Origin of the sequence: Butyrivibrio sp. MC2013 (assembly GCF_000424585.1) — a bacterium.
Classification (GTDB): Bacteria; Bacillota; Clostridia; order Lachnospirales; family Lachnospiraceae; genus Butyrivibrio.
Window position 1 is genome coordinate 271,552 of sequence record NZ_KE384211.1, and the last position, 25,658, is coordinate 297,209.

At 41.0% G+C, this 25,658-nt stretch carries 26 protein-coding genes and 2 pseudogenes; 1 reads left to right on the plus strand and 27 read right to left on the minus strand.

Annotation, left to right across the window (positions count from 1 at the left end; translation table 11 throughout):
* Positions 1–10: 10 nt before the first annotated feature.
* The 10 genes and pseudogenes from G636_RS18930 to G636_RS0115620 all read right to left on the minus strand — a co-directional run bounded on the left by G636_RS18930 (position 11) and on the right by G636_RS0115620 (position 10,399).
* The gene (locus tag G636_RS18930; RefSeq protein WP_051227075.1) at positions 11–1,660 is read right to left on the minus strand and encodes a C40 family peptidase; all 1,650 of its coding nucleotides are present in this window, start codon (positions 1,658–1,660) and stop codon (positions 11–13) included.
* Positions 1,661–4,051 (minus strand): VirB4-like conjugal transfer ATPase, CD1110 family, encoded by a 2,391-nt coding sequence (locus G636_RS0115580; protein WP_026508816.1) that lies wholly within the window; start codon positions 4,049–4,051, stop codon positions 1,661–1,663.
* Positions 3,981–4,439 carry a PrgI family protein gene (locus G636_RS0115585; protein WP_026508817.1) on the minus strand — a complete coding sequence of 153 codons (459 nt, stop codon included), beginning with the start codon at positions 4,437–4,439 and terminating at the stop codon, positions 3,981–3,983. Before G636_RS0115585 ends, G636_RS0115580 begins: the two co-directional genes overlap by 71 nt.
* A 12-nt stretch (positions 4,440–4,451) precedes the next feature.
* Complete coding sequence (locus G636_RS0115590) at positions 4,452–5,318, minus strand: VirB6/TrbL-like conjugal transfer protein, CD1112 family (RefSeq protein ID WP_026508818.1); 867 nt, start codon at positions 5,316–5,318, stop codon at positions 4,452–4,454.
* A gap of 74 nt (positions 5,319–5,392) precedes the next feature.
* Positions 5,393–5,605 (minus strand): Maff2 family mobile element protein, encoded by a 213-nt coding sequence (locus G636_RS0115595; RefSeq protein ID WP_004602781.1) that lies wholly within the window; start codon positions 5,603–5,605, stop codon positions 5,393–5,395.
* Between the two features lie 272 nt (positions 5,606–5,877).
* Positions 5,878–6,384 (minus strand): nitroreductase family protein, encoded by a 507-nt coding sequence (locus G636_RS0115600; RefSeq protein ID WP_004602782.1) that lies wholly within the window; start codon positions 6,382–6,384, stop codon positions 5,878–5,880.
* A 211-nt stretch (positions 6,385–6,595) separates the two neighbouring features.
* Positions 6,596–7,834 (minus strand): annotated as a pseudogene (locus G636_RS18935) (VirD4-like conjugal transfer protein, CD1115 family); the annotation flags it as partial.
* A 35-nt stretch (positions 7,835–7,869) separates the two neighbouring features.
* On the minus strand, positions 7,870–8,037 hold the full coding sequence (locus tag G636_RS20425) for a hypothetical protein (RefSeq protein WP_155832419.1): 168 nt from the start codon (positions 8,035–8,037) through the stop codon (positions 7,870–7,872).
* A gap of 77 nt (positions 8,038–8,114) precedes the next feature.
* Positions 8,115–9,740 (minus strand): MobA/MobL family protein, encoded by a 1,626-nt coding sequence (locus G636_RS0115615; RefSeq protein WP_026508819.1) that lies wholly within the window; start codon positions 9,738–9,740, stop codon positions 8,115–8,117.
* A 302-nt stretch (positions 9,741–10,042) separates the two neighbouring features.
* The gene (locus G636_RS0115620) at positions 10,043–10,399 is read right to left on the minus strand and encodes a hypothetical protein (protein ID WP_035779847.1); all 357 of its coding nucleotides are present in this window, start codon (positions 10,397–10,399) and stop codon (positions 10,043–10,045) included.
* A gap of 188 nt (positions 10,400–10,587) precedes the next feature.
* On the opposite strand from G636_RS0115620, the gene G636_RS0115625 reads away from it, so the two are divergent.
* Positions 10,588–11,490 (plus strand): DNA-methyltransferase, encoded by a 903-nt coding sequence (locus tag G636_RS0115625; protein WP_026508821.1) that lies wholly within the window; start codon positions 10,588–10,590, stop codon positions 11,488–11,490.
* Positions 11,491–11,511: 21 nt separating this feature from the next.
* On the opposite strand, the gene G636_RS18940 is transcribed toward G636_RS0115625, so the two are convergent.
* From G636_RS18940 to G636_RS18955, 17 genes and pseudogenes are all read right to left on the minus strand, one after another.
* Positions 11,512–12,492 carry a MamI family restriction endonuclease gene (locus G636_RS18940; RefSeq protein ID WP_051227076.1) on the minus strand — a complete coding sequence of 327 codons (981 nt, stop codon included), beginning with the start codon at positions 12,490–12,492 and terminating at the stop codon, positions 11,512–11,514.
* Positions 12,493–12,496: 4 nt separating this feature from the next.
* On the minus strand, positions 12,497–12,712 hold the full coding sequence (locus G636_RS0115635; RefSeq protein ID WP_026508822.1) for a helix-turn-helix domain-containing protein: 216 nt from the start codon (positions 12,710–12,712) through the stop codon (positions 12,497–12,499).
* Between the two features lie 65 nt (positions 12,713–12,777).
* Positions 12,778–13,050: a hypothetical protein gene (locus tag G636_RS0115640; protein ID WP_026508823.1), complete on the minus strand. Its 273-nt coding sequence runs from the start codon at positions 13,048–13,050 to the stop codon at positions 12,778–12,780.
* Positions 13,047–13,652 (minus strand): hypothetical protein, encoded by a 606-nt coding sequence (locus G636_RS19785; protein WP_026508824.1) that lies wholly within the window; start codon positions 13,650–13,652, stop codon positions 13,047–13,049. The genes G636_RS0115640 and G636_RS19785 overlap by 4 nt, the downstream gene beginning before the upstream one ends.
* 401 nt (positions 13,653–14,053) lie before the next feature.
* Positions 14,054–16,114 carry a recombinase family protein gene (locus G636_RS18950; protein ID WP_081668527.1) on the minus strand — a complete coding sequence of 687 codons (2,061 nt, stop codon included), beginning with the start codon at positions 16,112–16,114 and terminating at the stop codon, positions 14,054–14,056.
* 54 nt (positions 16,115–16,168) lie between these two features.
* Positions 16,169–16,714: pseudogene (locus G636_RS0115655) on the minus strand (VirD4-like conjugal transfer protein, CD1115 family); the annotation flags it as partial.
* A complete protein-coding gene (locus G636_RS0115660) occupies positions 16,711–17,196 on the minus strand; it encodes a PcfB family protein (RefSeq protein WP_026508826.1) in 486 nt (161 codons plus the stop codon). The gene G636_RS0115660 and the pseudogene G636_RS0115655, both read right to left, overlap by 4 nt.
* 30 nt (positions 17,197–17,226) lie before the next feature.
* Positions 17,227–17,556, minus strand: a complete 330-nt coding sequence (locus G636_RS0115665) for a DUF7768 domain-containing protein (RefSeq protein ID WP_004602785.1) — start codon at positions 17,554–17,556, stop codon at positions 17,227–17,229.
* A gap of 12 nt (positions 17,557–17,568) precedes the next feature.
* A complete protein-coding gene (locus G636_RS0115670; protein WP_026508827.1) occupies positions 17,569–17,979 on the minus strand; it encodes a hypothetical protein in 411 nt (136 codons plus the stop codon).
* Between the two features lie 12 nt (positions 17,980–17,991).
* Entirely contained in the window at positions 17,992–18,855 is an 864-nt protein-coding gene (locus G636_RS0115675; protein ID WP_026508828.1) for a DUF6017 domain-containing protein, read from the minus strand.
* 11 nt (positions 18,856–18,866) lie between these two features.
* Positions 18,867–19,079, minus strand: coding sequence for a hypothetical protein (locus G636_RS0115680; protein WP_026508829.1), 213 nt, complete (start codon positions 19,077–19,079; stop codon positions 18,867–18,869).
* Between the two features lie 76 nt (positions 19,080–19,155).
* Positions 19,156–20,211, minus strand: coding sequence for a DUF5688 family protein (locus tag G636_RS0115685; protein ID WP_004602789.1), 1,056 nt, complete (start codon positions 20,209–20,211; stop codon positions 19,156–19,158).
* A 282-nt stretch (positions 20,212–20,493) separates the two neighbouring features.
* Positions 20,494–20,805: a hypothetical protein gene (locus tag G636_RS0115690; RefSeq protein WP_026508830.1), complete on the minus strand. Its 312-nt coding sequence runs from the start codon at positions 20,803–20,805 to the stop codon at positions 20,494–20,496.
* Complete coding sequence (locus G636_RS0115695) at positions 20,802–21,086, minus strand: helix-turn-helix domain-containing protein (RefSeq protein WP_004602793.1); 285 nt, start codon at positions 21,084–21,086, stop codon at positions 20,802–20,804. The genes G636_RS0115690 and G636_RS0115695 overlap by 4 nt, the downstream gene beginning before the upstream one ends.
* Positions 21,087–21,235: 149 nt before the next feature.
* Positions 21,236–23,368, minus strand: a complete 2,133-nt coding sequence (locus G636_RS0115700; protein WP_026508832.1) for an ATP-binding cassette domain-containing protein — start codon at positions 23,366–23,368, stop codon at positions 21,236–21,238.
* A gap of 16 nt (positions 23,369–23,384) precedes the next feature.
* Positions 23,385–24,533, minus strand: coding sequence for a radical SAM protein (locus G636_RS0115705; protein ID WP_026508833.1), 1,149 nt, complete (start codon positions 24,531–24,533; stop codon positions 23,385–23,387).
* A 615-nt stretch (positions 24,534–25,148) separates the two neighbouring features.
* Complete coding sequence (locus tag G636_RS18955) at positions 25,149–25,484, minus strand: helix-turn-helix transcriptional regulator (protein ID WP_004602798.1); 336 nt, start codon at positions 25,482–25,484, stop codon at positions 25,149–25,151.
* Positions 25,485–25,658 lie beyond the last annotated feature (174 nt).

Here is a 25,658-nt window from a genome sequence, read left to right on the forward strand (position 1 = left end):
CTGTTTCCTCCTAGTTTTTAATTCTTCCAAATGTATAAAAGTGATTTTGCCAATAATTTGTATTGATGGATGTGTACTGAATCGGGTTGCCGCAATGAATCATCATGCCATTACCAACATAGATTCCTACATGGCTGGCTCCTGCCGTATCATAGGTTCCCTGGAAGAAAATAAGATCTCCAGGTTTCGCATCCTGTTTTGAAACCCTAGTACAGCAATTATTCAGAAGTCCATCAGCAGTCTGTCTACCATAGCTCCATCCATTACCACAGTGATTGATGACGTAGCTTACAAAACCTGAACAGTCAAAGCTGGTACTTGGGCTGCTTCCTCCCCACACATATGGATAGCCAAGATACTTTTCTGCCTCTCGAATCATATTGGCGAATCTGGTATCTGTAAGAGCTTCCGGTGGAATATCATAGTCCTGATACTCACCTGGATCAGGATTGGAATAAGGATCACCCTCAAATAGATAAGCCTTGTTGCCTCTTGTTTCTAACAGAAGCTCATAACGGCTCATCTGATCCTCAGTCAGCCCCATATTTCTTACAACAGAATCCATAGTGCTGTTGGTAAGGGTTGTCACAAGTACATGCCAGTCATACTCAACTTCCACCGTATAAGTGTAGGAATGAACATTCCCATTCTCATCTGTATAATGACCGGTTCTTCTTTCTGTTCTGGTTTTCTTTTCAATGACTTCCCTGGTCGTAAGCTTATACTGTGCATTGAAGATTTCTGTAAGCTTAGCTTCCACTTCTGCCTGCGTATAATCCTCATACAGTACTGTCAAAAGAGCTGCCAGCTGATAAGGATTATGATTGATTTCAGCCAGATTATAACGATACTCATCATAGCCGGGATACGTTGTAGGAATGTTATTTACCTGCGTCTGCAGGTCTGACTCCTTACTCTTATAATCCTGCTCTACAGCCTTAATATCATCGTCATCCGCTGTATAGGAAGTAGCTACTGTAGTATCACTAAAGGAACCAAGCATTCCTCCTGCAAGACCGGCACTGCCGGAAAGCATCAAAATCAGAATAAGAATCACAAGTGCCATGATAATTACTAATGGATTATCCATGATCTTCTCACGAATCCATTCTGCAAATCTGCCAACCAGGTCTTCTGCCTTATCGACAAATTTCTTCGAGATGCTTCCAACCTGGTTAGCTGCTTCCTTCTGTGATTTCTTATAAGCAGCTCTCTGGAATTCCTTTTTCATGTAATTCTTTTGAACTGCCTTAGTGGAAGTAGTCTCCTCAGCTGACTTTTTGACATCCTTCTGAAGCTTTTTAGAATACCGGCTCTGATGAAGTGTTCTTGCTGTATTTTCAGCAGTCGCTGTAGTCTTATTCAAAGCCTCTGTACCCACATTCTGATCTTCATTCGTTCTGTCAATCTGACGATGAACAGATACATTTTCAGCTACCTCACGGCGGATTTTATGCCGCCCTTGAACCTGAAGCTTTTTAATCTTTTTCTTTTCCTCTGCTGTAAGCTCCAGGTTCTTTTTGCCATGGCGGAACTTCTTTCCATAAGCCTTCTTAGCAGCAGTTTCGCTTTTCAGCTTCTCACCCTGGCTCTTCTTCTGATATCTACCGGAGGCTCTCTTCCGTGGCTTTTCTTTCGTAAGCTTTTTCTCTTCATTCATTTAGCTCTCCTCCTGAGACTGTGCCACCTCATCAAGCTTGGTGGTCATAATACGATAGAGTTCCAAATCCTTAGGGAAACGATCCACAAATGGAAGGATGACATTGCCATAAAATAAAAGCCCTTCACCTTCTCCCGAATGTGTGACATACGAGAGCTGATGAGGGCTGATATTCAGCTGCTTGGCAAGGATAGCTCGATCTCCTACCGCCTGATTCAACATATAGATAAAATCAGAGTTTTCAAAGATATTCTCAACTTCCTTAGAAGCAAGTAAGTCCTTTACGTTCTGGGTAATACCGGTTGGAATACCGCCCCACTTTCTGAAACGCTTCCAGATTTCTACGGTATAGGCTGCTGTCTGCTCCTCACGAAGAAGAAGGTGCATCTCATCCATGTAGTATCTGGTGGATTTACCCTGGCTTCTATTCTCTGTAACTCTGCCCCAGACTTGATCCTGAACAACCAGCATTCCGATTTTCTTCAGCTGCTTTCCAAGGTCTTTGATGTCATAGCATACAAGTCTGTTGGTAATATCCACGTTGGTTCTGTGATTAAACACATTCAAAGAACCTGTAACGTAGATTTCAAGGGCTGTTGCCACATTCTTAGCTTCCGGCTCATCCTGCTTCAATAGCGCATTGTAAAGGTCCTCAAGTAAAGGCATGTTCTCAGGAACAGGGTTCAGGAAATACTGCTGATAAATCTGATGAATACAACGGTCAATAACAGTCTTCTCAACAGGCTTAAGTCCTTCCTTTCCACCAACAATAAGCTCGCACAAAGACAGGATAAAATCTGCCTTAAGAGCAATCGGATTATCATCATCCGAGTAGTTCATATTGATATCCATCGGATTGATGTACTGACTGCTGGTAGGGCTAATCTTAATGACCTGACCTCCAAATCTTTTTACCAGAGCACTGTACTCTGACTCAGGATCTGAGATGATAACATCATCATCTGTAACAAGAAACGCATTTGCGATTTCTCTTTTTGCCGAGAACGATTTACCGGCACCAGGTGTACCAAGGATAAGACCGTTAGGGTTCTTAAGCTTCTTTCTGTCCACCATAATCAGGTTATTGGAAAGAGCATTCAAGCCATAGTATAAAGCCTCATCTCCTGCCTGGAATAATTCCTGCGTTGTAAATGGAACAAAAATAGCTGTGGAGCTTGTAGTCATTCCACGCTGGATTTCGATCTCGTTGTAAGCAAGTGGAAGGGAGCTCATAAGCCCCTGCTCCTGCTGGAAATTAAGTCTTACCAGATTACAATTATGCTTCTGAGCAATGGAATTTGCCTGGAACACATTGTTCTCAAGCTCCTGCTCTGTCTTTCCGGTATTGAGTACCAGGAATGTCAAAAGAAACATACGCTCATTCTGACTCTGCAATTCCTTTAAGAGTGCTTTTGCATCCTTACCATAAGTTGCAAGGTCTGATGGAATAATGTCCATATCATAACCGGCTCTTACAGCCTTCTTCTGCTCCTCTATCTTGCTTCGATCAAGTTCTGTAATGGTATGTTTTACCGTTTTAATCGCCTCAGTCTGATCTACTGACTGCACATGCATTGTCACAATCTGACTAGACTCCATACCAAGGAAATCTGCAAGCATTCTGTCTGAGATATCAGACGCTGTGATGCTTAAGAAGCTCATGGCTCCATAGAGATTTCCCATTTGGAATAATCTGCCGTTTTTGAAATTAAGTCCTGCAGGTGCAACAAAGTCTTTTACAGAAAGGCCGCTTCCCACAAGCCATTTCCAGTCGAAGAAGAACTTCTCATCATCTCCCATATGAAACTGCTGGTGAATCAGCTCTAAGCGTTCTGCGCCGTTTAGCGTATTTGCCTGAACACCAAGTCTCTTAAAGTTGTTAAGAAGATCCATCTCGATATGAATAAGTCTCGGTTTTGCTGCTTTCATAGACTCTGCATGAATTCCAAAGGATAAATACTTGGTCTTGGTAAGACCGTTGTTACCAGCTTCCATCTGACGCTTTAACATGCCGGTATACTCATCCCTTACTTCATTAAAGCTATCGTTCTGATGTGGTATGGCAATGGACTTTTCAAACTTCTCAGCATCCGTAGCCATGTTCATGAAGCTGAGTTCAAAGTGAACCGAGCTGTCAAAGAAATTCAGGAAGCTGCACCACTCCTCAAAAATCTCTGTCTGATCCTCCTGCTGTGCCAGCTGATAATTGATATCCTGAAACTGAATCGTCTTTGTATAATAATCGCTGCCTATTCTGCAAATGCCATCCTTAAACATCCTGTCAAAAGGAATGCTCTGCTGAGCTGTTCTGGGAACACCATCATTTTTCTGAGCTTCTTTGATGACGGCTCTTACTCTTTTCTGGTCTGCTTTCGATAACCCTGCCGGCATTGCGATGTCTCTTTTTTTCGCTTTCAGAAACAATTTTTTCTACCTCCTTCTCTGCTTTCTCCTGCCTCATCAGGGCAGCGTAATAATTATCTGTTTTGTAAGGCCTGATCTTCGGCCTGATAAATGTTGCCTGAATAAAGTGATGCAAGAATACCTCAAGCGGCTGTCCGTTCTTTTCATACATTGCAAAGAAAAACAGCGGCATCATTACAATCATCATGCCCATAGCTGCAAAGGTTGAGTCTCCGATCTTTTTCAAAAGGAAAAAGGTAGGAACACCAATAGCTGCAGCTATACAGAAGCAGATGAGCTGACGCTTGGTGAGGTTGAATGCCACTTTACTCTTTACCTTCGTGAGATCACGAGGCACCGGAATATAAGATGCCATTTCTTTTCCTCCTTAATGTGCGTGGAATACAGATCTTGCAATAGAACCTGTCTTAAACAAGGTGAATGCAAGAAGTAATGTGATACCAAGGACATTCCACAAAGAACCCATGATATCCGATGAAAATGAAACTGTCTGAACCAGGGCTGCATAGATTGCTACGCATACCATGATTAAGAATCCCTGGAAACCAAGAGCAAAAAGGGATCTCAAATAGTTCTGTCCAATCATGCTCTGTTCTCTATTGCCAAAAGTCGCAAATGGAATCGGAGCAAGGCTAATGGTCAGGTAAATCTCTATCATTCGACCATAAACAATAGCCCAGATCAGAATCGATAAAATCTCAAATAAGAACTTCACTGCAAAGGACTGTAGGAATATGCCAAATAGCGGCCCCACATCCATTGCTTCTAATGTGCTTTGCATGGTTGCCAGAGTTGAACCGTCCACTGCGGTACTTCCGGCGATAAGCGATCCCGATTGACTGACCACATGTTGTGCTACGTCAAAGACTGCCATGGTGATATTAAAGGTATTTGTAATCAGCGTTACTGCTACAAAGGTCTTGAATACCCACTTGAAAAAGATCCAGGTTTCAAAGTTTGCCAGGTTATTGTGAGCGATGACCAGCTGTATCAGTTCATAGCAGGCAATAAACGTAAGGATGATTCCTGCTATGGGTAGAATCACATTCTCCGACAGGTTCCTGATGAGGTTATAAACCGTGGGCTGGAACTGATCCGGAGTCTGTGCCACCTGTGCTGTTACTTCTCCAATCTTCTGATTCAAGGTTGAAAATGTAGATGTGAGGTTATCCATAATCCCACCTACCAGCATGTCTTTGAGCCAATCAGTCAGTTTTTCTAACAAACTTTCCAACGATTGCCTCCTTTCTCAGGGAAGGGCAGCTTGTTACACTGCCCCTCCTGATTTTTTGTTGGTGATAGGCCGGATTAGAAAAGTCCGGAAAGAAGTGGAACGAGAGTAGTACCGATGAGGGCAACTCCACCACCGGCCATGAGCTGCTTCATGCCCTGTGACTTAGCTCCAGGGTTGTCATTGCCATATCCCTCCATGAGGTTTACAACACCCCAAATTCCAAGACCTGCACCAAGTGCGATAACGAGTGTCTGAAGTACACCTACTGCTGAGTTGAAAAATGCCATAATAAAATCCTCCTTGTGATTAAAAAAATTGATTGTTTGTAGTTGCGGGCATTAAAAAAGAGCCATGGCTGATCAGGCCGTGACTCTAGTTAATTACCCTTGAAAAAAGTTCCATATTCAGTTGTAAGCCGGATGTCTTCTGCAGTGACTTTTCCGGCACAGCGCTGCATTAATTAACGCGGAATCTTCCGCTATACTCCTCTACAGGAGTAAATACGGCGGCAGGTTATGACTCCTGCTTTACAATCGCACTAGGGCTACGCCGCAATTTTTTATAAAATAGTTACCATTGAATCAATTGGATTTCTTTTTTTATCGCTAGATACACCTTTGAAATCGCTAGCGCGAAATCCCAAATCCAGGAAACAAATAGGATAGATGTTTTCTGGCAAATCAAAAACATTCTGTGTTTTAAGAACGTCATTCACTCCAGCCCAACATGTATCCAATCCTATATCTGTTGCTGCCAGCATCATATGTGTTGCTGCAATAACACCATCTGTCAAATAGCTATTTCCACCCTGAAAATTACTTGCAGCATTTTTATCGGAACATACTAGAATTACCATCGGTGCTCCATAACGGCATGGATGAACACTGTCCATCTTCTGAAGAGCTTCTCCACTTTTTAGTATATACACTCGTTGTGGTTGTTTATTAAAAGCTGTTGGTGCTAAGCGCCCTGCTTCTAGAATATATTTCACTTGATCTTCTGTTGGCTTTGTATCGCTATACTTACGAACAGACTCTCTCTTCTGAATAACTTTATTAAATTCCATATCTATAATCTCCTTTGCTACATTGATTCTGTTATTTAAAAGATATGGTAGTTACTCAAAAAATCCAAAACTCCACAGTAACATAGCAAATTTCATGAATCTCATTCCTCCAGCGAATATATTAAATATAAGTTAAATAACTCATCCTCAATTATACGGGATGAATTTTAAAAATGTCAGTGAAAAATTTCTTCTCTTATACTCCATTAGCCTAGGCATCGTTAAATACTTCGTATTCATCATTTGGATGTAGGACAAGCTTTCTGTTAAGATATTTCTCAATGTCAAACCAGTTCTTCTTGTCATAATCTGCAGTCAGCGGATAGTTTGGATGCTTTGTCAGGTCATACTTATCTGAAAGAAAAGGTCTCACACCTCTCACCTGCACGATACATTTACTGCCATCCATAACTGCAAGCTCATCCATGCTCATCAGCTCTTTGCCAAGCTTCTGGTAATTCATATTGTAAGACTCCTGAGAGCCCTTGGTATTTCCTGTGGTGTACATATCAATGGTTTCCTTGCCGAGAATCTCTGTGAGATCCTTTAGCGTTGTCTTTTCAGTTCCACCAAGGAAGATCTGTGAATCCATGTTACCGATAATGGTATCAGCATTATCTTTGTAGATCGCCTTAAGCTGTGACTTTGCCTGAAGCACTAGGCAGGCACTAATCTCACGGGATCGGATGGTTGCAACCAGCTTCTCCAGGTTAGGGATCTGTCCGATATTGGCGCACTCATCTACAAGGCACCTTACATGGACCGGAAGCCTTCCGCCGTAAACATCATCAGCCTTCTCACAAAGGAGATTAAACAGCTGTGTATACACCATAGATATCAGGAAATTAAAAGTGGCGTCTGTATCTGACATAATCAAAAACAACGCCGTCTTCTTATCACCTATCGTATCCAGTTGTAATTCATCATAAGCTGTAATCTCTCGAAGCTCCTTGATATCGAATGGAGCCAGTCTGGCACCACAGCTTACAAGGATTGACTTAGCTGTCTTTCCAGCTGCCAATTTGTATTTCTTATATTGGCGAACTGCAAAATGATTTGGATCTTTTTCTTCCAGCTCTTCAAAGAGCATATCGACTGCGTTTTTGAACTCCTCATCATCTTCTCTGACCTCCATTGCGTTGATCATTTCAAGAAGTGTTGTGAAGTTCTGTTCCTCTATCGGAGCCTCATAATGGATGTATCCTATAAGCGCTGAATACAGCAATTTCTCGGCTTTTTCCCAGAACTCATCTCCGCCTTTTCCTTCACCTTTAGTGTTGGCTATCAACGTAGTTACAAGCTTTAGGATGTCCTTCTCACTATGAATATACGCGAAAGGATTGTAATGCATACTCTTGTTAAAGTTAATGGTATTGAAGATTTTAATTCGATACCCCTTCTTCAAAAGTGCATTGCCACATTCAAGAACCACGCTTCCCTTTGGATGAGTTTTGTCAAGACCAAAATGGTGTCATTTGCATAAAATCACGCAGGCTTACTATCCTCGGAAGCTCCCTCTTTTACCACTCTGAGAGCCTTTTCCTGCATACTCATGCCTTCCTCCTTGAAGTTCATTACGACTTCATACTGTGTCTTGCCAATGGTGGTCTCAAAAGTTCCTCCGGCATTGTATTTCTGTTCGGTATTCTCCATAATCCTCCTCTCCAAAAATAAAGGCACGATCATCTATATGATAACCATGCCTTTTCTTCTCATTATTGTTTTGATTTTTACAGTGACCGATCATTATTTCTGCTGAGATTCTTCGTCCTCTCATTGCGCTCGTTCTGAAGCATTTGCTCAAGATACCGCTTGTTGTAGCTGAGTACTTCCATCTTAGCAAGGTTAATGATTGCATCAGACATCGGCTTTTCTGTCTGCCGATACTTTTCCTGCAAGCCTTCAAGCTCCGCTCTCCATGCTTTCGGCTTAATCTTCTTGTCCGGCTCCTCAATCATATCCTTCATCACGTTCTTATACATTTTGAAACTATTAAGCTGTGACTGATGCTGTTTCTTATATTCCTCTGCCTGACTCTTCTTGAAGAATCCAAGTGGCTTTCCGTTCTTTTCCTCGGCTTTTTTCAGTTTCCAATACTCAGCATTGATCTTGTGATATGGCTCATAGGTTTCATCATGAAAATCGAGTAGCTTTTGAAGATAAGCCATACGATCAGTCATAACGCTTCTGTTCTTTTCCATCGTTTCATAATTTGCTTTCACTTCTTTCCTGTCAGCCTGCATTGCATCAAAGGTAGTCCAACCTTTGCTCTGCACATATGCTTCCATTTTTGCCTTGTCCTGCAAAGATGCACGATCAGAAACGGCACCGATAAACTTACCCTTCATGACGGGAAGTGTCAGACGGTTATTGTTACGCTCCGCCATCTTTCGGATCATATCAACGATCTCACTCTTGAATGTCTTAATAACAGTGACCGGAATAGCCACAACTTCCGCAAGTTCTTCCTTGGCTTTTTCATATGCCGCACGGGCAGCATTTATGATTGCATTTCTCGCTATGATGTCCCGATTGATATCGCCTCGGATAGTCTTAATTCCGGCACGCTCCATGGCACTTGCTTTTTCCCCAAGATGGATCTGGGGTATGATATCAAGTCCCTGCTCCTTGAATGAACGATGCTCCCAATGATCCTCTGTCATTCCAAGCTCTGCATTGGCAGAATTGATAGCATCCGTCAGTTCCTTTCTCCACAACTTTCCATACTTCTTATCGTCCCAATCGTTGGTCTTGATCGTGGTACACTTCCATAGCTTTCGGTTACGCTTATCAACCTTCTGTTGTCCGGTCTTTTCATCAATAACAGGAATACGCTCTCCGTTCTCATCGGTGAGATAAACCTTCTTCTGTTTTGGCATCCAATGTCCCTGTTCGTCAATGCTCCGCATGGTGAGCATAATATGAGCGTGAAGATTGCGCTGACCTTTATCATTTTCAGAATCATGGATGGCAAACTGCACGCACATACCTTTTGAAACGAACAACCTCTTACATAGCTCCCTCAAAAACATGATTGCAAACTTATATGTCCAATTATTCGGAAGTTCAATTCGCCAAGTTCTTGCAAGCTGCGCATCATCTTTCTTCTCGAACATCTCGACAGAGTTCCATAAGTTTTTCGGATCCTTAAATTCCTCGGGTGCATTCTCCGGTAGCAATACTTCATTATGCACCAAGTCCTCGGCATACTTCGGATAATATGTTTTGCCGTCATACTCGGAATACATGATCTCTCGGCTGATATAACCGGACTGCTCAACGGCAGAGTGACCTCCGGTACACTTCGCCGTCCTGCCGCATATCTTCATGCGGGTACTTATGTTTTTAACAGCCATGCCGACACCTCGCTTTCCTACACCTTGACGGGTTGCGATAGTGACAGGATGGCAGGGCAGACTTTGTGGATGGTGAAGCTCTGCTTTTTAGAGCTTCATCAGACGCAAAGTATACAATAGGGTAGGTGTGCCTCGCACACCGGAGGGGAAGTGTAGCTTCCCCTCTTGGCTGCCCGTGGCAGACAACAGCTGTCCGCAGGACGCCTCCGGCAGGACGCGCAGTACCACCTCTGGTGGTATATCTGTGCGCACCGAGAAAATCTCGGTGAAAGACCTGTGCGGGAATCCCCCTCGGCACCGACCTACTCTTCATCATCAGAATCATCACTTTCGGCTTCATCATCTGCCACCTCCTCTTCATCGTTTTCTGCATCGGGATCCGGTCTTTCCTTGATAACGGTGTTGATCATGTTTTTCACATCCTTAAGACTGAACGCACAAGATATGATCCGGTTCATTTCAAGCTCGTTGAAGTCGAATACATTAAGCCCTTCGGGGAAGTATTTCTGCACACAACCGCCCATCATATACTTGTGTCGATCCTGAACTTTTCGCTCCTGCTTTTTCTGCTCACGGACTGCCTTTCTGTACTCCGCTTGTGCCTGCTTCACTTTCCGTGCCGCACGATCAACCTTTGTCTTTTTTTTCTGTTCTTCCATTTTGAAAATCTCCTTTCTTTGTGTGCCGTTTCCGGCGATTTACTGATAAAAAAAGACGATATCGATGAAATAAAATAATCATTCGTTACCGTCAGATGAACAAGTTTAAATATGCATGAATACTACTCTTGACAATCATCCGAAAATATATATAATGTTACTTATAATCTACATTAGAGGTGTCAAGAATGGATGAGAATGTAATATACAAAATGGACTGCATTTCGGGCATGAAAGATAAGCTCGAAGATGAGTCCATTGATTTAATCATAGCCGATCCCCCATATTTCAAGGTTATTGGTGAAAAATGGGATTACAAATGGAGAACCGAAGAAGACTATATTGAGTGGTCAAAACAGTGGTTTAGCGAAGCCTCCCGTGTCCTCCGAAAAGGAGGATCCTTTTATCTTTTTGGGTATTTTAGAATGCTTAGTCGCTTGCTTCCTATTCTTGAAGAATGCGGATTGGAATTGCGGCAGCAACTTATCCTCAACAAAGGTATGCAAGCAGTATCCGGACGTGCTACGAAGAACTATAAGATGTTCCCCAATGTTACCGAAAGCATCCTTTTTCTTTACAAAGACAGTAAACCTTTTGTTAAGCAATTCCTAAAACAGCGTCAAAAAGAATTAGGTCTTACTGCTAAAGAGATTAACGAAGCTCTTGGCGTAAAATCCAATGGTGGGGGTATGTGGAGTATTTATACCGGTAAAAATGTTTGTAAACAATTACCCACCGAAGAATTATGGCACAAGCTTGAAAAAATACTTGATTTTAATATCCCGTATGATAAACTCTCACAAACTTATAACGCACAACTCGGAATAACTGACGTATGGGATGATATAAACTTCTATGGAGAAAAAGCGCGATTTCATCCTACTCAGAAACCACTGAAGTTGATTGAGCGATTAGTTTTGGCAAGCAGTAACGAAGGTGATCTGATTCTTGATCCCTTCATGGGAAGTGGAACAACTGCTGAAGCTGCTCTTAACCATAATCGTAAATACTTAGGATTTGAAATAGACGATGAATACTATAGCAAATCTCTTGAAAGATTACAGTATATGCAAACATCCCTCCCGATTTGATTCGGGCGGGATGTTTTTTCATTACTTAATATCAGATATTTTCTTGAAGTATGTAAACAGATGCTCTGGTATCTTATCCTTCTGTATTTCGATATATGGATAGTAGATTGCATCCGCTAACATATCGCACAATTCTTTATTTCCGATTTTCTTTTCTCTTCTAAGATTTTCAAGCCTTTCAAGCAATTCTTTCTTGCTTCCTGAAACCGATGCACTCGGAGATATTTTTTTTATGACCGATGATATATTCTCAGGTGTTAATGTAGTTGCTGAAGAATACGACGGCATTGGTTTAAGTTCATCAATATATCCGTTTTTCAATGTCGGAAATATCTTCGTTTCAATTTTTCCATCACTATATATTACCGATCTGTAAATGAGCTTGGGATTTGTGATTTCAAACTTTAAATTGTAGGGCCACATATTAAACGGTGCCTTAGATTTTGATTTTGCTCGGATATTGAAATAGTAGTCAATCATGCAATACATAAACCCTTTGCATTTCGGATCCACTTCCCATATCGAAGCTATGATATTGTCATTATCATAATCCTTAATATCTTCAAACTCGAATAAAACAAAGTAATAACTTTTAGGATCAGATATCTCAGAAAACTCTTGATCATGCTGAATTCCTATCAACCACTTTGAATCATCTTTTCTAATAATATTTTTTGATCCGCAACTTGAACACTCTTTTTCCAAACTTGATACGACAGCACCACAATCCCCACATGCTCCAAGCTGATCAACACGATAACATGTCTTGATTTCGCCGTAATCACCGTTATCCATAACCAAGTCATATCCCCGGGCTCCCGATTTGCCCCCTGGATAACCTGTAACAACACTTACCAAATGCTGACCAATGTATCCCATTCTTGCCTGCGGTGTCTGACAAGTAATCTTAGACCATGCATTTACTTCATTTCTTAAGTTGATGTACAAGTCCTTTATCAACTGTTCTGATGCTTCAATTGTCCCTAATACATATTTGCTCATCGTCTTATTTCACCTCGTAATCCTCGAACAATTCCGACAGTGTACATCCTAACGACTGCGTTATCTTATCAAGGTTTTTTATAGATATATTTCTGTGCCCTGCTTCTACGCTTGCAATATATGTGCGATCAAGACCAGACTTAAACGCCAACTCTTCCTGCGTAAGCGAAGCGTTTTTACGAAGTTCTCTTATCTTTTCTCCCACGTATTTTTCGATCATACTACAAGCCTCCAAACTATGATAAACTATATTTGTTTGTAGACTATAAGTCAATCGACTATAAGTCACGTTCCATTGATTTTACGCATTCTTTGCCTCATTTTCTTGCGTGTATCATTGCTTATCTTTCTCGGCTTACGATAACTAACGGCAGATTTAGGCATTTCATACGTCTTGTCGATGTCTGTTTCGCCTATGCACTTATATATGTCGGGAAACTCGATAACTAACGCATCAATTTTTCTCATAATGGCAGGATCACGGGTGTAAAGGGTGGCGGTCTGATCTCCGGCATTGAAGTTGATGATTGTTTCCTGCTCATATCGGGTTAGCCTCATAGCACGATCCCCTTTCCCTTTCTTCTCTCCACGACAAGGTTCTTGACCTCTGCATTGTGTTTCTCCGCCTTTTCTCGTGCCACCTTAAAGCGGTTTTCCATGCTAAACTCTTTCTCATTTTCCATCTTCCGCTGTCTGACGGAATAAAGATCTGCATAGGACTTATCCGATATCCTCCCAAGCTTATCAATAACCGCCTGTGCGCTCTTCTTTGTGCCATCGTCCTTGAACCTTTCAAGCAGGATATCAAGCTTGCCTCTCGTGGTATTCCGGTCAAGGTCTCCATAGCGTTCAATTACCCTCAGTTCTGCGGGGGTAAACAGTATCTCACTGCGTCCGCTGACAGATACCCGAATAGCCTCGATCTGCTTAACGGCAACATTCATCACCTCGTAGTTGTCCCAAGATATGATTTTTCCGGTCTCGTCCGTCATGCGTGCCTGTATGGCATTCTCTCCCTTGCGTTCAAGGACAAGCCAACAGTCGCTATCCGGTGAGGTGTAAACCCTGACATTGCTCTCACTGTACTTCTCGTTCGGGGAATACTTCCCAAGTGCCATGTAATAATCAGCGATAATGTCCATTTGTTTGTCTTTCTGCATAATTGCTCCTTTCTGCCATATATGGCTATAAAGATATTGATTGACGGACAGACTGACTGACAGACTGACCGCATACTCAGCGTTCCCCGCAGGGGGACGGAAGGAAAGAAGGATAGGATGGGATAGGATAAGAGAAAAATAATAGGGGTATATCTTTCTTTTATCTTTTCTTTGGTTCTTTCTTTTCGCTTTTCTTTCTAAGGGGGAAGAAGAGAGGGAAAAGGGAAGGACAGGAAAGGAAGAAAGGGAACAATCCGCATACTCAAAAGGCACCCTCTGGGATCTGTATCTCTGCTGATCTCTTTGGATGCCTTTTTTCTTTCAATTCATACGATAGTTATCGGATGAAAAGAAACTGCATTATGCTCTTTGGATATTTCCCTACCTGCCCTATTGTAAGGTTATGCATTAGCGGTAATTAACGTCATGTTTGCATGCGCCTCTTTCTCGGCTCTGCGCTTTGCCTTTCCCTGCTCACTCACACGTTTCTTCCGGTACGCTATCCTGCGGTCATACTCTGCCAAAAGCTCTACCGCCTGCGGATCTCCCTGCTCTGCAAGTGCCTTGGTATTCGCATATTTCTCCTGCTCCCTGCGATAACGCTCTTTGAAGTATGCCTTGCTTCGCTCCCGCTTTTCCTCTTCTTTCCTGCAATGCTCCTCATACTGCGCCTTCGCCTCGGGATCTCCGGATTCAGCGGCAAGCCTGAGTTCTTCAAGCCTCTTTTCCCTTTTGGCGTTATATCTGACAAGCGTAGCCTTTCTCTTCTCGGCACGGATCCGGTTCTTCTCCGCTTGTACGGCTGCCTGCTTCTTGGCTTCCTCCCGTATCTCCTCTTCGGGGATCGGTGGGATAAACTGACCAATGAAGTTGAAATAGATTTCTATCTTCTGCTTTCTGCCAAAACCACGGATCCCGTTGGATTCGTGTACGATGATCTTGTCGATAAACTCACTGACCATCAATGGTGTAAGTTCCTCAAAGTCCGCATATTTCTTGGCAAGCGTTATGAAAGACTCCATATCAGCCTTGGGATCACGTTCTTCCGCTCTGGGCGATAACTCAGCCACCAATGCTTCAAGCTCCTCATATTCGGTGTTATATTGGCTCATAAGGCGCTCATACTGCTTCGGTGCTATCTTCTCCATGGCATATGTTTCATACAGCTTGCCTATCAGAACATCAAGCTCCTGCATCCTGTTCTCGGCAGATGTACGCTTTTCTTCGTTCTCCGAATCATCAAGCTCCTGCTTGACCGATAACTCTGCCATGATCTTTTCTCTGAATTCCTGCTCGTTAGTTATCGAATACTTGCTTGCTCTCTGTATTGCCTTGCGGATCAGTTCAAGCATATCGTTTCGCTTAACGTAATGCATGGTACAAACCTTGTTGACTCCCTTACGGTACATCCCACAACAATACGCCCGATCTGAATCCATCTTTTCCCGTGTGGTCGGCTGTGCATCATGACGGATCAGCTTTGATCCGCAATCGGCACAATATAGCAATCCGGTAAGATTAAACGGATCCTCGGCATATGGTGTTTTCTTCTTGCGAGCTTTTATCTTATTGGCAAGCTTCCAAGTTTCCTCGTCAATTATCGGTTCATGTGTATTCTTAAAAACCATCTGATCCTCAGCAGCCACATTCACTCTCTTCTTGGATTTATACGATATTCCCTTTGATTTCTTAAGTACCGTATGCCCCAAGTATTCCTGCCGGTGGATGATATATCCCAATGTTGTTGAGTTCCACATATAGGGATCCGGCACGGGATTATGTCTGCAATCAGATGGTGAGTGTATTCTCTCGTATTCTGCCGGAATAAGGATCTTCTCATCGTGAAAGATGCGGATAATCTCGTTATAGGAATATCCCTGCACAACCATGTCAAAGATACGTCTTACAACCTTTGCCGCCTCTTCATCAACATACAGAGTCTGCTTATCATCCGGCTTGCGGTAATACCCGTAGGGGATGGCACCGCTACAACGCAGTCCACGCTCCATACGGTCGGTAAATACCGCACTGATCTTTCTGCTTGAGTCCCTGGCATACCATTCGTTCATGATGTTCAAGAACGGGGTAAAATCTGAGTCTGTCTGATTTGCGCTGTCTATGTTGTTATTAACAGCGATGAAGCGGACACCTTTCTCGACAAACATGATCTCGGTGTAGTAACCGACTTTCAGATAGTCACGACCGAAACGGCTCATGTCCTTAACGATGATCGTGGATATGTTCCCCTCAAGAACCTCTTCGATCATTGCCTTAAAGCCTTTACGGTCAAAGGTTGTCCCGCTGATTCCATCATCGGTGAAATGACGGACGGGATCGAAGCCGTGCTTTTTAGCATAGTCCTCTAAAAGCTGCTTCTGATTGGTGATACTGTTGCTCTCGCCCTGCAATTCATCATCCCTTGAAAGGCGTTCATACAGGGCTGTGTACTGGTGTTTACTCATATGAGCCTCCTTTCTTTTTTCAAGGTGACATTACTATTGTCCTATCCAAAAGTAACCTTTTGGATCAGTTACTACAAACGAACAAGGGTAATCCTTACTGTCGCACTGCAGCAAGTTTGGTTTAATAAAAAAGCGTGTTTTACCTGAGCCGGAACCACCTACAACCAGCACATTCTTATTTCTTGCGTACTTTGGCTGTGATGGTCTGGAACTTAGTGTAATCTGCTCCGTCTGGGACAGAATCACATTATTCTTCGGATCAGGATCTTTGAAAGGTTCTATGTCGGAGGGCTTCCCCCATCTGGCTGAACCATATTCTGAGCCATGCCGAAATTTCTTAGAATTCTTTCCCTTCAGATAAACTGCAAGTCTTAGTGCTGCTCCACACGCTGCGCCAATAAGCAAATCAAAGGGATGTAAGCTAGGAAGCGGATTCGTAAATGCGGTTTGAAATCCACCTCCGATAATAAGCCCCTGAAGCTTTTCCGAAGCATTCATCCCCTCTGCAATTCGCCAGGCCTCACCTAAATTGGTAGCAAACAGACCTATTGCTATATAAGGGATATTCAGGATAATCTTCTTTTTTAATTTTTGATTCATCGTGTCTGCTCCTTCCTCTTCTCAACTACCTTGCGAGGTATAGAAGCAACCTTTTCCTTAAGTTTCTTTAGCTTACCAAGTATGCTCTCCTTTGCACCTTTTTCTTTTCCAAGGGTACGTTTGGTATAATCCGCTACTAGATCAGAGATAGCATCTGCATCCTGAGCCTTGAAAAAGATCTTATAAGTGCCAGCCTCCTTGTCCTTAACCACGGCATAATCTACACCATACTTCCTGGCAAGGCGATTAAATAAATGGATATCTTCACCATCCAGCTCAATCTTCTGAGCACCTTTGCCTTGCTTTATGAGCTTTTTCACCGGCATCTTACCAGTCTTAACCTTTTCCTTCCCGAAGTACTTTTTATCATGCCTATGACGCAAATAAGCTTTTAGAACATTAAGTAACAACCTAGCTGTTGGCTTAACACCTTTTTCCACCATGAAATGGAGCGACTTGGCTGATAGCTCTTCATTAACCACGAATTATCGCCTCCCTTCTATCTGGGCCAGTCATAGTCCAATAACTCCATCTAAGGTTGTAACAATAACCTTGGATTTTCTGGCTATTGCGATATCATCCTTCACTTCCTCATTCTGCTTATTACCACAGATAACAAGGAATCTTGCTCTACGAAGCAGATCCTCTGACATCTCCTTGAATCTCTTATGAGCTTCTGTATCCTCAGCTGAAAAGATTCCATCAAAAGCAAGGATAGGGCAAAGGGGAAGATATCCTTCCTTTACCAACTCCTGGCAGTACTTCTTTGCATCTTCTTTTGCCACAACCGGATTCTTATTCCATGCTGCAGTAACATAAGCTCTCGGTATTGTTCTACTCATAATTTTCCTCCCTTAATCAACACGCATTGCTGAAAAGCAGGCGTCTCCTGCCTTCAAAGTATCCATCTGTGCCATAGCAACCTCTAAGAGATCACCAATCTCATCATCAGGGATAGCCTTAAGCACATTCCCTGCTCTTTGAAAAATAAGCACGCTGCCAACTAAATACTCTTCACCCTCTGCCTTAAAAAGCTTATCTTTGTTGTAAACAGCAATATAATCTGACTTTCCAAGGTGAGTCCCTGCACCACAAGTGGCCATCTGATCAAGAATATGCTCTGCTTCCTTCATAGAAATCTGTCTGATTTTGCCGTTGGTTCCAAGAATCACAGCATGAGCATCAGGCCTTGATACATCTGTCTCCGGTACTTTAATTCCATCCTTCATAGGATCAAGCTGAATATCAATTGTAATCTGTTCCATTGTCATTCCTCCTTAGATTTTTCCTGTCGCCATGTCATGCTGGACCAGCGACTGATAATAGTTGTTAATCGTAATTGGCGCATTATAAAGTGCTGCCACTATGTATTTCTTCACATTGCGAACCTTTGTAGTCTTGTCCTTCATACTGTCCATTACAAACTGGATATGGCTGCTATCCAGCTTCATGAATCTGCTTTTCACTACATTAATAGGCTTTTTATCCCCGGATATAGTGATAAACTTCTGATTGCTGCACAGCACATCCAGGATTATGTCAAAAATCTCATCTATCTCTTCTACTCCATAGGGGTAGCGCTCTTTGAGTATCTCTATATCCAGTGACTGGTATAAATATTGTCTGTATAGCTCCCTCTCATCTTCTCTGCTCTTAGATAAGATAAGATTAGTATTACTACACTCAGTATTATTTAACTCAGTATTATTAGGTGGTGATTCTCGACATTCCGGGCTGGTGATTTTCACTACACCGGCATGGTGATTTTCACCACTCCGGACTGGTGATTCCTGAAGCAGGACAAAGTTCTTCACATAGATCCTGTCAGGTTTACAAAGTCCCTGCTTAACTCTTTCGATAAGTCCATAACTCTCTAGCTCCTTTAAAAGCTTTAAAGCCTTCTGACTCGCACAATGCAAATCCTCCTGAATACTGACAAGTGTGTAATAGACATACACTCTGCCCTCGTCATCAATCCAATGATTCTTTTTGGAAAGAGATACCCGATTCAGAAATAATCCATACAGAACCTTGGCATCCGTAGAAAGCTTTGCAAACTTATCATCCTTAAAGAGAACCTGGGGAATCCTATAGAAGGCAAACTGCTCAGACTCTTCCTCATGAAAATAGCCAAAGTCCATACCACACCTCTTTAGGCATTACCTGTAGCAACACTGTTACTTCTGCTGTCAGCAACAAGCTTCTGATAGCAGGGAAAGCAAAACGTCCTTCCATTGCCATAAGGGCAAGGATGACTGCAATTGCAAGGTGTAACTGGGCCAAGCTTAGGTGCCACACTGTGAGGCACTCTTGAAATGCCATTCTTATTAAAGTTCTTCTGAACTCTCATATATTTCTTACTCATCTTAGATATCTCCTTTCACCACTGAAAAAGGCCTCCCTAAAACTAGGGAAGCCTCTCTCTTACTTATTGATGGAGCTTATAAAGAAGTCTCATGCTTCTTGGTTGCAGCCTTTGTTGCTGCATCCTTAGCCGGATCTTTCTTTGCAATCTCCTGTTTCTTTTCTTTTAGATCTCCAAGGACAGAATCTTTATCAACAGCCTCGTGTTCAGCCTCACGCTGACGTTCCTCATACTTATCAGCCAACTCAAAAATATGATTCTGACTGTCGTAATGATAAACGTGATCTGTAAGCTGATCTGCAGGCTCAACCTGAGTAGCATTGACCTCTTTGACCATATTTTCCAGCTCCTTGGCTGTAATCTGGCCATTGTCCTTCACAAGCAAAACCTCATGGATACTGCTTGGGAGAACGAAGAAGTCACCGCCCATCTTCTGAGCTGCATCCTCCATGAAATTCGGATATGCGATAACACCGGCTCCATGAATCTTATCCGGAACTGTAGCAACAAACATCTGCTCATCTTCCGGTGCAACCTCAGGAATCATGCCAGGTGCAAGCTCACTCATCACTTCAGACATACCTCTGATTTCAGATGGTCTAATCTCTGGTGCATTCTCCATGGCATCAGCGCGAAGCTGCTCTTTGGTAATGCCATACTGATCAAGCAACTGATTGGTAACAAGGATTGTTCCATTGCCGGAATCTGTCTGATCAAGCACAAAGCGATAAACAACAGCCATATCCTCCATTCTTTCATGAGGTACGCTCTCAAGAAGTTCCGCATTCTTCTCTGCAGAAACCACTTCCATAGAAAGCTTGCTCTTCATCTGCTCATAATCAGAGAGCGACTCCAGATCGACCTGAGGGGATTCACGAAATCCTTTCTCCACTGCATCAGCAAAATGCTCTGCAATCTCAGGGATTGGTGTACCATTCTCATAAGCAGCAAATGCTTTCTCAACGCTGATGTTCACTCCAATGGAACTGTCCACAGGTCTTACTGTGATAGCATCATAGCTATCATTCATCTTATCTACTCTACGAGCAGTAAGTTCAACATCAGCTCCTCTAACAGCAAGTTCTGCCTTTAAGGCATCCTGGAAACCTTCTTTGAAACGTTCATAATCCATATTCAATTTTCTCCTTTTCTTTGACAGTTTTAATAGAAACACCGGCGCGCGCTTTCCGGTTTCGGACAACAAAAAAAGCGCCAAGCATGACCGTGAGGGTTTGGTCATGCTGACGCTTAAATCTGCTTCCTATTCTTCTGCAAAAGAAAAACAAGTGGGAGGCTTTTGTTTACCTCTCACTTGTCTATGATAATAATAGCACCGTTAAATCCATAAGAAAAGTGCTAATGTCGGTCATGGCGAGACATAACGAGTCAAAACGAGACAATGTCGGTCATACCATTAAATTCTTCCTAAAAGTTCCTTTAATCCAAGTAATCCTTCTTCTCCCCAAAGAGTTAATGCCTGAGGAATCACTGCAACAACAATACCCACAAGAAGCCCCTGCCATCCAAGAGATATATCTCCATTAATAAATGAGCAAATGCCACCAATTACAAAGAACGACCCTATTAATCCACATGCAATATTTGCAAAACCACCAATAAATCCAATAGCAAGCATAAGCAAGGTAAGTGCCGCCTGAACTGGTAATAAAGCAATTTTTAGGATAAATCTTAATATCATTCCAATACCATATAATACTGTCATCATAGGTTCCCCCTTTCCTTCTCCATCTGTACTTTATAAGCAATTAGCCGGAGCACATATTCTGGAGCCTGGGTATTTCCTAGTTCCCAATCCTGTAAAGTTCTATAAGGAATTCCAAGGTATTCTGCAAACTCCTTCTTATTCATTCCAGTCTGGCTTCTAATATACGCAAAGGCGCTTGCATACATTCTTTTCTTCTTGTCCGCATCGGCTTTTTTCTTATCAGTTTGTTCAACTAATAATCCATTGGCGATACCATCAAGTTTCAAATCTAAATCTGCCATAACGCACCTCCTATGTACGGTCTCCGTATATCTTTCTACTTTTTATTATATATACGGTCTCCGTATATGTCAATGTAAAAAAATACCCGCAAAGCAGGTGTAATCTGCAATGCGGGCAGCACGGTATTTATTAGGTAAACATAATCTCATTATTTGATTACTTTTCCTACCAAATGTCCTTCATTGTTTTGTAGCTCTATATGCCTTGCAAAGAAAGCAAAGCTTTCCTCCTCATGATCTACAACTATAACCGTTTTATCTTGTTCACATAATTCAGCTAACGCTTTGGCAACAACAAATATTTCAGAATTATCAAGTCCCTTGAATGGTTCATCTATTCCATAAACCTCAGATTTCCCTTTAAGCGCAGATACAAGCTTTATTCTTATGTTTTCTCCTCCGGATAGGGAAGATATTCGTTCACCAATTTGAAGATGCCCTAGCATTAACTTCTGAGCCGTTCTTAAAATCTCACAAACCGTCTTTTCAACATCCTCAAAATAATCAATCGCCTCATCTATCGTCATTTCCCAGATATCCAAAATTGATTTTCCTTTAATCTGATAGTTTTGTAATTTTTTATCAAATCCCGTTCCTCTACAATCTTTGCACTTCAAAACTATTTGACTTTGTAACTCTGAACCATACGTAATCAATCCCGTCCCACCACATGTTCGGCAAGCACCACTTGCACTAGACATATTTGAAAACAGGCTTTTATCTTTTTTGCAATTTTTCGCAAAACACTTAGATATTCTTTCCAAGATACCTAAATTTGTTGCAACAAACGAATGCGAATTTCCTTCAAGTGGTTTTTGATTAATATATTCATAGTTGTCAAAATATCTAGGTAAATATTCTCGCAAAACTGTTGATTTTCCAACACCAGATTTACCGGATATGATATTTAAAGTGGATTTTCCAAATGAAACATCAACGCCAGTGTATCCATAAATTCTACCAGATAAAGAAACAGTAATTGTAGCTTCCTCTGTTCTAGGTTTCAATACGTACTTTTTATTTTGTTTTTCCAAGTACTTAGAAGCATCGATAATATTACCACCTTTTTTGCCGCTCCCCTCCCCCAAAGCTATTATTTGAGCAGCATCTTTGACAAACATATCATGATGATCAATTATCAGAAGGGTATGTTTTTTTTCAAGTGCTTTAACATTCTTATATACTATTTTCTTTTCATCAGTAGATAACCCTGCTAATGGTTCATCCAATACAATTAACAAGTCAGTAAGCTGAGTTGCAAACACTTGAATCAATCTCAAACGTTGTAACTCGCCACCAGATAATGACGGGATATTTCTATTCATAAATAGATAACCCACTTTTAACTCTGATGCTTTTTGTGCAAAAGTCTCTAATTGTGTAAGTGAAAAATCTATATTTTTACAGTCATACTGTTTTCGAACCAGCGATGTCCATTCATGTAATTTATCAAAAGAAAGCAATAAAACTTCGCCTACTGAATAGCCACAAATTTTATATTTTTTATGCCCTGATTCAAACTTTTCACCATGGCATTCGGTACACGGTAACTCAGAATAAAATTTGGAACTCGGCGCAAAGTTTTTGAGCATAGGCTTTTCTATCAATGGTCCATAATATGAAGTCGTCCTTGTGCAATAGTGATTAGTTACTTTATACTTTATTGTATATTTTTTTGTTCCGGAACCTTCCAGTAGTAAATGCTTTTGATTATCTGATAACTGCTTAAATTTTAGAGACGTATTGATTCCAACATCTGCACAATACGATTCCAATATTTGTCTGTAAAAATCCTTGTTTCGATTCCAACAGCGAATCGGTACATCAGCAATCTTTTTATTAAAATCAATAATCTTATTTGCGTCTAATTGCTTCGTATATCCCAGTCCTAAACAATGTGGACAGACATTTTCCGTCTTATTTAAAACGAATAAATCATATGGTAGATCCAAAAGAGATGAAAAAATCTTTGAGATATTAGAATTTAAAGAAAAATATGTCCCAATAGTTGAACGAACATTATTATTGTTGTTCATCTGTTTTATCGGAACTGTAACTAATATATTCTCATAAGAATCCACCTTATACTCGGGTTCTTTTACACCATCGTAATACATTGATCCGAGCTCATGAAGGCCAATTTGTGCAATTGTATCATAAGCCAAAGATGATTTTCCACTTCCCGATGGCCCAACAATCAAATTTATCGCATTCTTTTTTAGGTTAACAGAGACTTTTTTAAGATTATTGGTTTCTGCACCTCTGATTATGATATCCTTCATGACAGATCTCCTTTAATTACATAATATCCTTGTACTCCTTAAATTCTGGCATAAAATCTTTCTTAATGCGTTCAATTGCTGTAATAGTATTATATACCCTATCCTTAGGAAGCGAATCTGGGTTTTTCAAAAGGCGTTTTGCAAGTAAATCAGCAACATATAATGTTATTAACTTCTGCGCTCTACATTTTGATTTATCGCGATTCTTAAACGATTTCTGCGTTAAATAATTTGCTCCTGGACAATAAGGGCAGATTGGATGAATAAAACAATCAAAACATTCCTCGTCTACAAAGCCATCATCATTTTTAAAGTCAGTCTTTTGAATATCCTCCAGTTCCTTCTCATCAAATGTCATCGGGGTTACAAAAGGACATGGATATCTTTTACCATCAGTATCAAAAAAGATTGTACCAACGCCAATTCCACACCATTTTCGTTTGTTCTCAACTTCCTCAACGCAGACACCAATTTGTCGTCCCATCATCTGATCCAGCATTAACTCATCATGCTCAACGTAGAACTCGACTAGCTTCTTTAATTGAGGAATAAGCATTTTTATATATTTTTCATCACTCCAATCAAATTCACCTTCAAAGAGATTCACGCCATCAATCTCTTTAAAACCTAATCTATGAATATGAATTATATTGTCGGCTAAATTAGGAAGTGTAAAATCAGAAATAGTCATCTTAACTCCTTGATTTGGCCACGTATTCAAGAAGAACTCTTTATCTATTTTATCGTATGAATTACTTCTATTATGGTTGTGCGTTTCAGGCAATCCATCTAAACTTAGTCCTAAAACAAATTTATTCTTTCTTTCAGCAAACCAAGTTTTCATTTCATCATTTAATAATGCTCCATTTGTTGTAGCATAAAAAATATACGAATAATCAGCACCATACCGTTTATGAGTATACTCGTATATTTTCTTTATTAACTCAAATTCAACTAATGGTTCTCCACCAATAAAGGTAATCTCAACCCCATCCATATCTTCAGGAATATTAGAAAATATCCAATCAATACAACTACATGCTGTCTCAAAAGTCATTCGATTATTTCCATCATGATTTTGATAACAATAGACACAATCTAAATTACAGCTATGTGTAACACATAAACTAGGAGAAAACCTAGTACCTTTTCTAATGTCGCTCATTTTTTGCTCTCCCTTGCAATAATATAAAATAAGCTGCTCACCATAGATCGGCAAGCAGCTTTTTTGCGTATTCACTCAATGAAAATCAGCTTCCTGATCCACTGCAACTTCTACCACAGTTTCCAGAGCAGCCTGTTTCACATCCGCCTGAACATGACTGTCCACAATTACCTGTACAACCACATCCATTAGCATAATAAGCAACTCCGGCAGGAGCAGGCTCATAGTTTTTCTTCATGTCGTTAAGCGCATCAATAATTGCATCCGTTAAAAAACCCATAGAAGCACCTCCGTTAATTATTAATATAAGTATATTAGCATATTTTCACTACTCATTCAAGTTTAGTTATTTTTTTATCGTTAAAATTTACCAAAATATATTTTGACTATACCATCGAAACGCCCAAAATACTTGCTTTTTTTATTTTATAATTATGCACTATCTTATTTGATATTTGGTTAGCGAAGCTCTATAACCCTTGTATTTACTGGGATTTTCTGAAATATCTCAAAATATTTTTTAGGATATTTTAAAATGCAAAATTTAAGAAGCATAATAATGCCCGCAAAGCAGGTTTGATCTGCAATGCGGGCATCCTAAGCATTATTTAGTTCTTAAAGCAATCCTTCAACCTTACGCTTTATTACCCAATAAACATCTTCGACCTCTCGATCAGATAGTTTTTCAAGTAGCTTAAGGAAAGAACTATATTTGGCAGTTAATCTCTGCTCATCACCAGCTTCTGTAAATTCAACAAAAAGCAATTCTCTCACATCTACATTATAAATACGAGAAAACTGAGCAAGCTCATCTGCAGATATACTTCTCTTACCTGCTTCCATCTCACTAATCGCTCTCTTTGCAACATTCATAAGATTAGCAGCCTCATCCTGGGATAATCCTTTCTTCACACGTGCTTCTTTAAGCTTTTTACCCGTAAATTCAGACATTTTTAAACCTCCTTCAAAGTTCCGATTTTCGGAACAAACATCAAAATGGTCCATTTTTCGTGTTACGATTTTCGGAACAAATGCTCCGAAATTTTGTCGAATGTAGTCAGCAAAAAATGTATGAAGTACTCCGGCAGCTTAATTGAATTTTATCTTTGTGTAAAAAAATATAGG